This is a genomic window from Streptomyces sp. NPDC047017 (assembly GCF_040644175.1).
Lineage (GTDB): Bacteria > Actinomycetota > Actinomycetes > Streptomycetales > Streptomycetaceae > Streptomyces.
The window spans coordinates 60,656-73,056 of record NZ_JBEYVW010000001.1 but is presented as its reverse complement, the minus strand read 5'-3'; the positions used below and the strand labels follow the sequence as shown (position 1 = coordinate 73,056).

Annotated in this window: 14 protein-coding genes; all 14 read right to left on the bottom strand. The window is 67.9% G+C overall.

The window, feature by feature from the left end:
- Nucleotides 1-18 precede the first annotated feature (18 nt).
- The 14 genes from ABZ858_RS00410 to ABZ858_RS00345 all read right to left on the bottom strand — a co-directional run bounded on the left by ABZ858_RS00410 (nucleotide 19) and on the right by ABZ858_RS00345 (nucleotide 12,399).
- Nucleotides 19-501 carry a hypothetical protein gene (locus ABZ858_RS00410; protein ID WP_361370338.1) on the bottom strand — a complete coding sequence of 161 codons (483 nt, stop codon included), beginning with the start codon at nucleotides 499-501 and terminating at the stop codon, nucleotides 19-21.
- Between the two features lie 59 nt (nucleotides 502-560).
- The gene (locus ABZ858_RS00405; protein WP_361370335.1) at nucleotides 561-716 is read right to left on the bottom strand and encodes a hypothetical protein; all 156 of its coding nucleotides are present in this window, start codon (nucleotides 714-716) and stop codon (nucleotides 561-563) included.
- 49 nt (nucleotides 717-765) lie between these two features.
- Complete coding sequence (locus tag ABZ858_RS00400; RefSeq protein WP_361370332.1) at nucleotides 766-1,419, bottom strand: hypothetical protein; 654 nt, start codon at nucleotides 1,417-1,419, stop codon at nucleotides 766-768.
- 79 nt (nucleotides 1,420-1,498) lie between these two features.
- A complete protein-coding gene (locus tag ABZ858_RS00395) occupies nucleotides 1,499-1,927 on the bottom strand; it encodes a hypothetical protein (RefSeq protein ID WP_361370329.1) in 429 nt (142 codons plus the stop codon).
- Nucleotides 1,928-2,029: 102 nt separating this feature from the next.
- Nucleotides 2,030-3,010, bottom strand: a complete 981-nt coding sequence (locus tag ABZ858_RS00390) for a helix-turn-helix domain-containing protein (protein WP_361370326.1) — start codon at nucleotides 3,008-3,010, stop codon at nucleotides 2,030-2,032.
- Nucleotides 3,011-3,099: 89 nt separating this feature from the next.
- On the bottom strand, nucleotides 3,100-4,230 hold the full coding sequence (locus ABZ858_RS00385) for a PD-(D/E)XK nuclease family protein (RefSeq protein ID WP_361370323.1): 1,131 nt from the start codon (nucleotides 4,228-4,230) through the stop codon (nucleotides 3,100-3,102).
- Between the two features lie 31 nt (nucleotides 4,231-4,261).
- Entirely contained in the window at nucleotides 4,262-5,353 is a 1,092-nt protein-coding gene (locus tag ABZ858_RS00380) for an AAA family ATPase (protein ID WP_361370316.1), read from the bottom strand.
- Between the two features lie 27 nt (nucleotides 5,354-5,380).
- Nucleotides 5,381-5,725, bottom strand: a complete 345-nt coding sequence (locus ABZ858_RS00375; protein ID WP_361370313.1) for a hypothetical protein — start codon at nucleotides 5,723-5,725, stop codon at nucleotides 5,381-5,383.
- Between the two features lie 238 nt (nucleotides 5,726-5,963).
- Nucleotides 5,964-6,545 (bottom strand): hypothetical protein, encoded by a 582-nt coding sequence (locus tag ABZ858_RS00370; protein WP_361370310.1) that lies wholly within the window; start codon nucleotides 6,543-6,545, stop codon nucleotides 5,964-5,966.
- A gap of 157 nt (nucleotides 6,546-6,702) precedes the next feature.
- Complete coding sequence (locus ABZ858_RS00365; RefSeq protein ID WP_361370307.1) at nucleotides 6,703-6,957, bottom strand: hypothetical protein; 255 nt, start codon at nucleotides 6,955-6,957, stop codon at nucleotides 6,703-6,705.
- A 27-nt stretch (nucleotides 6,958-6,984) separates the two neighbouring features.
- Nucleotides 6,985-7,827, bottom strand: coding sequence for a peptidoglycan-binding protein (locus ABZ858_RS00360; RefSeq protein WP_361370304.1), 843 nt, complete (start codon nucleotides 7,825-7,827; stop codon nucleotides 6,985-6,987).
- A gap of 56 nt (nucleotides 7,828-7,883) precedes the next feature.
- Complete coding sequence (locus tag ABZ858_RS00355) at nucleotides 7,884-8,243, bottom strand: hypothetical protein (protein WP_361370301.1); 360 nt, start codon at nucleotides 8,241-8,243, stop codon at nucleotides 7,884-7,886.
- A gap of 119 nt (nucleotides 8,244-8,362) precedes the next feature.
- Nucleotides 8,363-11,311 carry a hypothetical protein gene (locus ABZ858_RS00350; RefSeq protein ID WP_361370298.1) on the bottom strand — a complete coding sequence of 983 codons (2,949 nt, stop codon included), beginning with the start codon at nucleotides 11,309-11,311 and terminating at the stop codon, nucleotides 8,363-8,365.
- 2 nt (nucleotides 11,312-11,313) lie between these two features.
- Nucleotides 11,314-12,399: a hypothetical protein gene (locus tag ABZ858_RS00345; RefSeq protein ID WP_361370295.1), complete on the bottom strand. Its 1,086-nt coding sequence runs from the start codon at nucleotides 12,397-12,399 to the stop codon at nucleotides 11,314-11,316.
- Nucleotides 12,400-12,401: the final 2 nt, after the last annotated feature.

Here is a 12,401-nt window from a genome sequence, read left to right as displayed (position 1 = left end):
CGGGCGGTCGAAGATCGGTCAGTAGACGCGGAAGCCGCCGTGCGTCTGGGCGCGGCGCAGGAAGGCCGTCCAGTCGCGCCAGGTCGGGTCACCGAGGGGGATCTCCGCCAGCTCCACGGCCGGGTGGGCCTCGTAGGTGGTCAGGGCGGCACTGATCTCGGTGACGGTGACGAGAAAACCGTCGTTGAGCTGGAGCTTGTAGGACGGGATGCCGGTCGGCTTCGACTCGGCGGCGTCCAGGGTGGCCTGGTAGGCGGCGCGGAACTCGGCAATGCGATTGGCCGTCGCCTGGTCCGGCTGGGTACCGGGCTCGAAGTCCGCAGCGGCCAGTCCGTACGCGGACAGGAGCGGGACGGAGGGGACGGGCAACTCGGCGAGCATCCCGAAGTTGGCCATCGCGTCGAGCGTTCGCGGCATCGCCGTCCACATGATGCCGAAGTAGTTCCCGCCGCCTTCGGCCAGTTTGCCGTCGGCGGTCTGGATGTAGATGTCGTACCCCACGGGGTGTTCTCCAAGAGGTCTGCGGCCGTCCGGCCCGGGATGAGCGGGCCGGACAGCGTTCAGCGGTGGGTGGCGTGTCGGGGGTGCTGCTCGCCGCAGGTGGTGCACCTCGGGACCCGGTCACGGGCCTCCCAGCGGAGGTCGTCCAGGACGAGGAGCCCGAGACCGATCGCGGCGCCGACGCAGATCGCGAGGAGCGTGCTGATGACGTTCACGCCGTCACCGGCTTCGTCTCGGCGGCCGTGCGCGTGTCCGTGACGGGCATCAGTCGAGGATCTGGCCGGCGTCGGCCACGTAGACGCTGACGATCTCGGCGTTCAGCTCCCAGATGGTCAACGGCCAGTCGAAGCCGCCCTGTGTGTGAATGCAGTGCCAACCACGCTGTGTCAGCTCGTTGGTGGCCTCGCCGTACTCCTTGATCGCCGCGTTGCGGTCGGGGGAGGGGCCTTGGACGAGCTTGGAGACACGCTGGTGGTTCTTCGTCACACCGTCGAGCTGGACCGAGAAGAGGTCGATGACCTTGGGCGCGAGGGCACGTTCGGTGACGAAGCGGGCGATGGCCTGGACGAGGGGGACGAGGTTGTTGCCGTGGTCCGAGTGTTCGCCGTCCACGGTGGAGTTGTAGATCATCTCGTCGATGGTCGGGTTGTCCTCGTGACCGCGCCTGACGTGCCAGCCCTCGACCTCCTTGGGGTCAAGGGGCAGTTCCTCGACCGAGGAGATCCACAGGTGCGATCCGTCGGTGAGCTGGGCGGTGATGCCGAACATGCCGCCGCTGATCTCGACGTCGGTGACGAGCGGGATGCGCCGCAGCGCGGTGATGACCGGCTCGTAGGCGTTCCACAGCTTCCGCCAGAGCGGGTCGTTGACGTTGCCGTGGTTCGGCATGGGGGCCATCTGCGCGAGGTCGTTGCTCACGGTGTTGTCTCCAAGAGGTCTTGTGCCGGTCAACAGTACAGAGTTGGGATCTATCTCGAAAGTGCGTTGATCGCCCGAGTCAGCAGACGGGGGGCCTTCGGCGCTCCTCGCGCACGCCTCGCGCGACCGCGGTCAGGGCGGCCAGTTCGTCGGCGCGCTGCTGGGCGGCGTCACCGATCTGCCGCGCCTGGTAGGCGAGTCTGCGCGCCTGCATGAGTGCGTGGTGGTTGTCGCGGGGGTCGAGGTGGATCTCCGCGCCGCCGATCTCGTCAAGGAGGTCGTCAACGATCTCGTCGCGCACATGCTCGGCATGTCCGAGGCCATCGAGGTCCCGCTCCCGTTCGGCCCGATCACGCAGTTCAGCGATGCGGATCAGCATCTCCCCGATCCCCTCGGGGTCTTCGCGGTAGAGGTCGGCAAGGGTGCGGATGTACTCGCTGGCAGCGGCGTTGCTGTCCAGCACGAGCGCACCCTTGTGCCCGCGACGGAGGATGGGCAGGTAGGTCATCTCACTCCCCGGTTCGGAGGGGGCCTCTCCCCCTCTTTCTGGTTCTATTCTATATGCATTGCTCAAGATGTCCAAATTTCTGGCGAGATTTTCTTTCTGGGGCTAGGTGTTCCTCCGCCTGCGCTCCTTGGATTCGCGCACCGCGTCTCTCGCCGCCCTCCGCGCGGCCTCGACCGCCTCGGGTGACTCCTCGACACGCTGTCGCCGGCTGGCAACGTCCTCATGCCAGTCCTCCCAGAAGCGACCGTGCGCCTGGTGCTCCGCCGCCTGGGCCTCCTGCCGCTCCCTCACGCGCTCCGCGCGCGGGTTGGTGCCGCAGCCACGGCATGAGGCAGCGGGGCGCTCACGGTGTCGTACACAGCCCTTCGGTTGCCCCTGGCCCTCCGGCTCCGGACTGTCTGCGGGGGCGGGAGCGGGCTCCCCTACGGCGTCAGCCGTGGGGGTAGGGGGGAAAGGAAGGACAGAGGAAGGACCAGGAAAGGAAGGGGTTCCACCGTCGGAACCCACTGGGTTCCCCTCGTGGAACTCATCGGGTTCCACCGGTGGAACCCGGTCTTCCTGCTCGTCTGGGTTCCCGTCATGGAACCCTGCTTCGTCCCCCGGGTTCCCCGCGTGGAACCCTGCGTCGACCTGCGGCTTCTCGGCCCGCTGTCGACGTTCGGCCTCACGGGCTTCGACATCCTGATAGGTCATCGCAGGTTTCGCCGGCGCTGAACGTCGGACCCCCGTACGGGCCTTGCGAGGGTTCTTGGGTTCGGCCCTGCGGGCCTCTGCGGCTGCTTTCAGCTCCGGAGTGGTCGGCGTCGGCGGCACTCCGAGCGGAAAGACCTTGTACACGGCGGCGCGACCCGCCTTGCCGGTCTCGACACGTTCGACGAGCCCTTTGGCGATCAGCTCGGTCACGATAGTGATGGCACGCTTGTCGGTCACGCCGACCCAGGCCGCTAGGCGCGTGAGACCGGGCCGCGCGAGCCTCGTCTCGTCGTCGGCGCTGTCCGCGATCTTCATCAGTGCGAGCTTCTGGCTCTGGCTGAGCACGTCGGGCGGCAGGTACGCCGCAGCGATCATGAGTTGGATAGACACGGTTCCCCTTGGGCGGTACTGGCGCAGCGGTAGGACGGGAGGCCCCGCCCGTTGCTCACGGGCGGGGCTGAGAGGGACGGGGGCGCGTGTCAGGCTGGCGCGATGTTGATAATCGCGGGTGTCTTCTTGCCGGTCTTCCGCCGCGGGACGGCAAGCCCGGCCGCCTTGAGGTTCTTCACCATGCGATCCGCGTCCGGCTTCATCGGTACGGGGATGCCTGCAACCTCGTGGAGGTCGACCATGGCCTCCACGTCGTCCTTCTCCTCGTCGTTGCCGCCGCGCCAGGAGAGCTTGTTGGGCCCGTAGGTCCCGGCCGGGGACTGGTCCAACTTCTTGCGCGCGAACTTCTTGATCCGGTCGCCCTCGCTGGCGAGTTCGTGCCCCTTCACGTAGTCGATGAGGGCCTGTTCGCGGTCGGCGTCGTTGTGGATGAGCGCGGTCTGCTCCGGAACACCCGGGGCCGTGCCGGGCCAGCACAGGGAGCGGAAGGGGCAGTAGTCGCAGATGGCGTCGAGACCGGGCCCGTGGAAGTCACGCGGCATCTCTTCCGGGTCGGTCGTCTCGCGTACGCGTTCCACCCACCACTGAGCCTCGGCGGCCCGCTGCGGGTCGAAGTCGATCTCCTGGACGTGCTCCGCGCCGCTGTCCCGGTTGATGAAGCGGAAGCGGATGCGGGCGATGTCCAACGGTCCCAGACGGGCGAGGTATCGCTGCCCCGGAACGTTCTCGAAGCCGACCTCGTACAGGGCGCCCGCGTACAGGTGCACCTGCCGCAGCTCGGCGGCAGTGGCTCCGTAGCGGAGGACTCGGTCCCACATCCAGGTGGACTTCGTCTTGACGTCCTCCACGGTGAGCACGTCGGCGGGCACCGCGGGCCTGTGTCGAGCGGGCAGTCGAGCCGCCGTCGCCGCGTCGAGCTGGACGACATCGACATGGCCCCGGATCGACTCGTCCTGGACACTGCGTTCCACGAGCCATCCGTACTCCGTGCGCGCGGACTCCAGCAGACCGGCGTGTATGTACGTACCGAGGATCGCCGTGCGCTTGTCGGGGTGATCGGTCGGCGTGACCCCGTGCAGGATGTACGCGGCGCGTCGACCGCACACGGTGTCGGACGCGCCGAGCTGGGTTTGAAGGGATCGGGGACGGCGGGCGTCGACGTCATGTGCGGCACCCCAGATGGAGGGCGCGACGCCGTCGATGATGGTGGCTACGGACATGCGGGTACTCCAAGATGTGCGTGCGGGCCGGTCACTGCTCGGCGTCCGAGTCCTGCTCGGCGGCCTTCCGCTGGGCGGCGGCGCGGAGCTTGTCGGCGTCGGTCAGTGGGCCCTCGCCCATCTCCGAACGCGGGTTGTCCAGTTCGGCTGCTCGCTGCTCGGCGGCGGCCCGGACGGTGGCGATCTCATCGCGGCTGAGCCGGTTCGCCGGGTCCGGAACGGAGCGCCACAGCGCGCCGAGGGCATCCTTGTCCTTCAACTCCGCGATGCGGGTCAGCCACGGTTGCACCAGATCACCGGCGAGAGCGGGCATGATGCGGGGCTGGGAGTCGACGGAGCAGCCGAGCTTGTTGAAGACCAGATCCTCGATGCTGAAGTCCCGCAGGGTCAGCGGCTTCCTCTGCTCCACACGCATCCGCAGGGAGCGGACCTTGATGACCTGGGGGTCGGCGTTGCGCTTCATGCGCACCCAGCACGTCGAGTCGAACCCCAGGTCCTTCTGAGCGGAGACCTTCCACTCAGTCTGGTTCTGAACCGGCTGCCCGTTGTCGTCCGTGGCGCTGACCTGCTTGCCGCGCGCGAGGACGATGGCGATGCCCGGCAGGGTGCGCAGCAGGTAGATGATGCGATTCCACCGCTCAAGTGCGTCGTTCCACAGGTTCCGACCGATGTCGTAGGCGGCGTCCGGGTCCTCCTGGAGCAGCTTGCGGTTCTTCCGCGTACGACGGCCGCGCTCGTAGGTCCAGTTGGTCAGCATCCGCCACAGGGCCGAGCCGGAGTCGATGGTCAAGACGACCGGGGGCTCCCCGGCCGCCGCCGCCCGGCGGGCCTCCGCGTGGACGGCTTCGACCTGTTCGAGGATGTCCCGGTAAGTACCGTCGTGCTCGATGATCAGGTAGTTCGAGCCCTCAATGGCCGCGTACTCATCGGCCGACCCTTCGTCCAGGTCGATCCAGTACATCTGACCGATGCGGTCGCTACTCGAAAACTGCGCCGCCGAGTAGGTCTTGCCGGCGCCCTCCTCCCCCTCGATGAGCAGCAGCGGCCAGGGCACGATCCCGGTCGGCTTCCGGGTCTTGAGCTTGATGGCGGGCGACTTGGCAGCGCCCGCTGGTGCGTTCACGATCTGGCTCCAAGAGGTCGTGTGAAGTCAGTCCGCACGAAGGGCGCGGACCTCGAAAAGCGGTGACCACTCCGGGTGTTCGGCCAGCAGGAGCCGGACGTACCGGGAGCGGTAGTCGTTGTTCAGCGCGAACTCGTCACCACGGGTCGCCGCGCCGTACTGGTAGCGCAGGAGCTCGAAGAGCATCCCGATGCCGATGCGGTTGAACCCCTTGTCCACGCAGTCGGCGGTCATCCGCACCAAGGCCCTGAGCACCCAGGGGTTGAAGGCGTGGAACGCCTCGAATCGCTGCTGGATGGTCAGGCCGCCGACGTCGGCGGGGTAGCGGATGGGCTGGACGGTGCCGAACAACGGCGGCTGCTCGATCAGCAAGGCTCTCCCCCCTCGGATGATACCCACACTCTGGAGTGTTGGAATCTATCTTTGGGTGGTGAAATTGTCGATCGCCAACCGGCCGGACCGCGCCCGGCGGCCCCCTGGAGTCATGCATCCGAACCCTCCACGAATAGAAGCGCACCCCATTGAGTACGCTTCCATTCTATATGCACTCAGGGCGCGAATCAAGAACAACTAGCCCTGACAGTAGCTAGTTGGCACCCCCCTCACGGGGCTAGTCAGTGGCCTTCTTAGCGGCCCGACCCCGCGGCACAATCCTGGCGCCCGGCCCGTCATAGGTGCCATCCCGCAGCGACGCCAGGACCTCTTCGTCGGCAGCCCAGTCCACACCGCGAGCGCCGGCCTGGAGTGCTGGCACATCCCTGACCACCGGCTCAAGCAACCAGATGGGCGATCCGGACAGCGTGTAGTCCGCGGGGCGGAACCGACCCGAGCGGATCGCCCCGCGGAGCAGCGCCCCGTCCGACAGCCGGAAGAGAGCCGTCAGCTCCGCCTGCCCGACCAACGGCGGGAGCTGGTCAACCTCCCCGACCCAGTAGCCCGGGTCCTGTTCCTTGGTCAGTCGGTTGAGCGCCGCCTCGTTGAGGTGCTTCACGCGCGGAGTCGTCTGCCCGAACCCCTTCACGAACTTGAGCAGCCAGTATGGAGACCCGCTGATGATCTTCGCGTACCGATAGTCGAGTGTGTGATCGCGGCTGATCCACTGGCTGACCTGGAGTCGCCTCACGTCGTACAGCGCGGCGAACTCCGCTCCGCCGGCCAGGTACGGCTTTCTCGGCTGCTCGTTCTCAGTCACTCCATCGCCTCCACTCGCATCACTGTGCACATAGATTGTAACCAGCGTGGAAGCGATTCCGAGCACTCCGGAGTTCCGGTAGTGTGGGTCGTCCAAGAGGTCGAAGGCCCCCGTCGCGAGACGGGGGCCTTCTTCCCTTTCCTGAGTGCCGATCCGGTCAGGTCGTCGGCAGTGGACGCTTCGGGCCCTCGTACTTCGGCGGCCGTGCGTAGCCGAGCAGCCATCCGAAGCGGGGCGAGACGCGCTCCTCCGCGAAGCGGAACACCCCGTAGTAGACGAAGATCGTGGCCGGTGTGAGGACACCCGCGACGGCGGCCGGCTCCAGGCTCAGGCCGTGGCGCAGGGCCAGGGCGACGAGCCAGCCGACCGCGGCCGGCACGCCGGTGCGCAGGAGAGATGCGTAGAGGTTCATGGTGATGGCTCCTTGAAGGATGAGAGGTCAGCCGAAAAGCCGGGCCCAGGTCTGGGGACCGGGGTAGCCGTCTGCGTCCGACCCGCTCCAGTGCTGTGCGAGCTGGAAGTCCCTGGTGTTCAGGCGGTCCGCCTCGCCCCAGTCGCGCGACGGGCCAACGCGGTAGTGCTTGCCGAAGCCGCGCCGCACGAGCTGCTGGCCCAGCAGGAGGATCGACGCGTTCGACTTGCCGGGGCCGAAGGCGCTGCGGCCGGGGAAGGGCGGCGCCGGCTTGGGCGTCGGGGTCGCCCCCGGCCACTTCGGCATCGGGCCCGGATCGGTGTGCTGGTTCTCCGGCGTCTGGCCGTGTCCGTAGTGGCCGCCCCTGGTCTCCCAGGTGTGCTCGTCGCGGTTGGCACTCCAGGTGGGCGTGCCCATCGGCCAGTCGTCGGGCACACCCCAGCTCCGGGCCCAGGACAGGATCTTGTCGAGCCCCTTGGCCGGCGTGTCCCGGACGGTCGCGAACGTCCGGCCCCCCACTCGGCAGTAGGGGAAGAACAGCGTCTCCACCTGGAGGCACACCCGGCCCGTACGGTTCGTCCGGGTGCCGCCGGGCGCGTCCACGACGGACTTGGACCGGCTGTCGGCCGGGTAGAACTGGGCGGTTCGCCCGGAGAAGGGGTCCCAGAGAAGGTGCGGTGCGACCGAGCTGCCGCTACCGGTGAAGTAGCTCACGAGCTGGTCGAACGGGATGAGATCGGCGGGCTTGGCCTGCGTGGCGTTCTTGTCCCAGGTGATGTGCCAGATCACGCGCGGGGCGTATCGGTTGTCGGTCGGTGCCGTGTCGCTGAGCGGATGCCGCTCGGCGCCGGGCAGCCAGAGATCGGGCATGAGGCGCGTCCTGCTTCTCCCCCGCGCCATGAGCGATCTTGATGAGCGTGGCGTTCCTACGGACTGCCGCGCGCTGTGAGCACCAGTTGCAGCGCGGTCAGCAGCACCGGCGCGATGAACGCGGAGATGATCAAGCGCCGGTTGGTGCTCGCCTGTTCGCGGTCCTGGTCGCGCTCGGTTTTCACCGCCTCCAGCTCCCGTTCGAGGGAGTCGATGCGGAGTGCGAGGTTGCGCTGATCGGCGCGGTAGACGTCCACGGTGACCACCTGATTCAAGCGGGTCGCCAGAGCAGCGATGTCACTGCGCAGATCGTCGCGGAGCTGGGCGAGGTCGTCACGCTGGTCCTCGCGCAGCTGGACGACAGCACGGTGCAGCTCCCACAACGTGGGTTCGGCGCCCGGCGGGGGGATGCTCACCGCGTGCTCCTTCGGCGATCGGTGGCCCCGCGCCACGCCCTGATCATACGGCCATGCGGCGCGGGGCCGGATCGTCGCGACGGCCCACGACGATCACCCCGCCGCCGCCCGGCACCGTCTCACTTCGTGTACACCACGCGTAGCTGAGGCGGATGTGCTTGGCCTACGCCTTGGGCGCGCCCGTAATAGGCCTTGTCGCTGTTGTTGGGGTCCAGGGCGATTCCTCGCCAGCTCACCGAGTCGAAGACCTGCGTGACATCGACCCATTTGCCGACGTTCTTGCCCCAACTGACCGTCTGAGCCTCGCTGTCCGAGCTGAACGTAGCCGGCCTGGAGGTGAACTTGTGGGCCTTGATGGTGACCTTACCGCCGCCGTTGTAGAAAAAGTGGTCGAAATAGAGGTAAACCTCCGCCTTTTCGATCACCGCGCCAGCCAGGTCCGTACCGAGGGCCGCCGGGAAACCCACCAGCGACGCCTGCATCCCGTTGGTGGAGTCGAAGTAGCCCTGCAAGCACTGGTTGCCGTAGTACCCGTTATAGCCGGCGCGCTTCGCATAGCTTCCTGACCACGAGGCCGCGTACGTCTTGGTGTAGGTCTTCTTCGGCGGCGTCGTCGTGCCGCCCCCCACGTTGTACACGCCGGTCTCCGGGATGTACGACCCCACGTCTTCGATGTACAGCAGGCCCGGGTAGTTGCTGCCCCCGAACAGGCGCACAGTCTGCCCGCTCGGCCCGTTCTGGCACCGAGAGGTGATCAGCAGACGGTGCAGGCCCGCTCCGAAGGACCAACCCGACCGGATGGTCTCCAGACGAATGCGCCGATACCCGGTCGTGGGCATGGGAAAGATCGCGGACTGAATCTGCGGAGAGGAGACCGACGGCGTCTTGGCCCCGCCGTCCTTGAGCGTGACAACGAGTTCGCCGCCCGCGACCGAGGGAGCCGCATAGCAGTCCAGGACGACGCGGTACATCCGGCTCGTGTCGGCGTCGAAGGACAACTCGACATACCCGTAGTCGGTATTCCCGGCGGTCACGGACAACGCCTGGTAGTCGACGGCGACGAGCCCGCGGGCGAGGCCGGCCAGGTAGGACTCGAGAGGGTCCCCGCCGATGGTCAGCTTGCCAGCGACGGCGAGATCGGCCACGCCGGTGTTGCCGTCCTGGTCGATGGTGGCGACCGCCGTGCCGTCGTTCGTCAGCGTGAGGTAGTTCGGCGTGCCAGTCGTCAAGGAGACGGCCTCGCCGCCCAGCTCGTCAAAGAGCCTCAGCCCCTGCGGGGAGACCTCGGCGCGGGCGCCGCCGCCCGGGGTGGAGAGCACGGAGCGGCACTCCAGGTTGTCGAAGTAGACACTGCCGGCGGTGGTCTGGGACCCGGTTCCGTCGACGCCGACTCGCACCTTGCCCTGGGTGCTGTTCGCCGGGATGGTGACGATGGTGGAGATGCGCTGCCAGGTGCCATCAGTGACCGGCGCCGATACGACCACGCCGTCCGAGCCGAGCCGCGTGCCCGCCTGGTCGAAGAAGCCCAGGAACAGTTTCACGCTCCCGCCCGTGAAGTCGCTGGTGGTCTTGTAGTCGGCGGCCAGCCAGTACCGTTCGCCGGGCGTCATCGGGGACTCAGGATGCTGCAACCACCTGTACGCACCAGGCGCGGAGGTGATCCGCGCGCACTTGGCGGATTTGTTGCCCCCGTCCTCGATGCCGTAGACCGCGGGGTCCTGACCGGCAAGGGCGGCAGCGATGACACCGGTCTCGTAGGAGGCGTCACCGATCAGGTTGCCGGAGGTGCCGACCGCCAGCATGGAGGCGGACAACGAGCCGGCGGCGACGTGGCGGGCGGTGAGAAAGTTGGTGGCCATCTCGTCGCCCGTCAGCGACAGGGCCTTGACCTCGCGGGCCGTGAGTGTCTTGGCCGCCACCTTGTCAGCAGTGATGGATTCGGCGGCCAGCTCCGGCGTGCCGATGGACTCCGCCAGCACCATGCCCGCGCCGATGACCGTGCGGATTTCGGCGTTGTCGAAGTCCGCCGTTCCAGCGGTGGCCAGGTAATCCTGGAGCCACACGGTGGCCGCCACTGTTCCCGACGGCGCCTGGACCTGTCGGCTCATGCGTGCCCAGGCCGCACCGGGAATGGGCGTCGCGATGACGACACCGTAGCCGAGCACGGTGCCGGCAGCGTCCTGCCAGCGCAGGAAGAAACGCACCGAGTTCCCCACCCAGTTGGGGGAAACACGGTAGTCGAAAGCGAGGAAGAAGCGATCGCCAGGTGAGACGGGAAGCTCGGTGATGAGCAGGTTGCGTGACGCCGCGGTGGGGCTGGTGCCGTCCACTCGCAGGGCCTTCGGCGAACCGTTCCCATCCACGAGCTTCCACTTGCTGTTTTGGGTGAGAAGCTGCTCGGTGAAGACTCCCTCGAAGGACGGATCGGGCATGAGGTTGCCGGTGCCGATGGCGAGCTGGTTGTGGCCGACCGCACCGACCTGGAGCTTGGCACGCGAAACGGCAGCCTCGGCCAGGGCGGTCTCACCGACTATGCCGTCCAGCACTTCCTGGGCGACGACCGGTGCAGGGCTGACGGGCCCGATCTGCCCTGACGGAGCCGATGCGACGCCCGAGGTGTTCCGCACGACCACTCGGACGTACAGCGGCTGACTCGTGGGGATGGTCAGCGTGCCGCCCCGTGGGGATTCGAGGGTGCCGCGCAGGGTTGCCACGGAAGGGGTGAAGCCGTCGACGCCGGCCGCGTGGACCTCGACGCGGGCGAAGTCCAGCGGCGCGGCCACGGCCTCCGTGAACGTGCCGTCCCAGGTGGCGGCCACCCCGCCGAGGACGGGTAGGGCGGTGGGCTGTCCCGGTATGGGAGGCGGCGGCCCGTTGACGACGTTGACGCCGGTGGTGCCATCGGGCTGCTGGCCGATGACCGCGCGCAGCGACCCGTCCTCGTCGAAGACGTTGATCGCTCCGTCCTCGATGGAGGAGTAGGCGAGCTGGGCCGTTCGGGCCGTGCTCGCGAGACGCCGTTCGACGGCTGCCAGGCGCGTGGCCAGGTTGGCGATCTGGTTGGTCATGGTCAGGCTCCGTAGGTGTAGCGGTCCGCCCGCACCAACTGCACGGTGACCTGTTCCGGCTCGTCTTCGGACGGCGGCTTCAAGGTCCACGCGGTGATGCGCGACCAGCCGTCGTACTGGGTCCATTCGTCGTTCAGGCGTACGCGCACGTCGTCTCCGACCTGGAAGGAGCCGATGCGGGCCGCCGGGTGGTCGCGGATGACGACTTCGGTGACCTCTCCGATGACCGACCGGCTCACTCTCTCGGTGCGGGTGCGCGCGGCGAGCCGGTCGTTGGCCTTCTCGTTGGGCACTTCGAGGACCTGCTCCAGGCGCAGGCGGCCGTTCCGGACGGCGTCCACGGCTCGACGCCGCGAGCGGCCCTCACCGGCACCCAGACCGATGACGACTTGGGCGTAGTTGTCGGCGTCGTACTGCACCGGAACGGTGGTGACGACGTTGATGCCCGAGGTGAAGCTGATGTCCTGCCGACGCGTCCCCAGGCGCGGCCAACCGATCCGGATGCGCCGTGTCGGCGTGTTGCCGGCCCAAGCGACGGCCTCGGTCCACTCCGGTCCGCCGGCCACGGCCACCATGTCGTCGACCACCGTGTTGAGTGCTGGAGCCTCCCACCACGCCGTGGAATAGGGCTCGCCCGACGTGCCGACCTTGGCCGTGGACGTCGTGGCGTCCACCGTGACGTCGAGGTCTCCATCGGGCTGGGCCTGGCAGTACGCCCACGCGTCGCGGATCACGCGGCACGGGTCCGCGTTGACCCAGGGGCCGCGACCGTCGAGGTTGCCGTGGAGGTCGTGCCGCTTCGTGAGGTAGGAGCCGAAGCCGCTCGCCTCCAGCCGCAGCTTCTGCCCCTCGGGTTCGGCACGCCAGATGATGCCGCCCCACAGCAGGGTGCGGTCCCGCTCTGCGAACAGCAGCGTGGTTCCGGCATCGAGCTGAGAGGGTGTGAGGTGGGCCAACCGCGGCTCGACGACACCGGTGAAGCTGCCCGGCCCGCATAGCTCCGGCCCGAACTCGACGTCGGTGAGCGGCATGTCCCAGGCGAGAGTGGCGCCGGTAAGGGCGTGCAGCGTCAAGTACCGGTAAGACATGG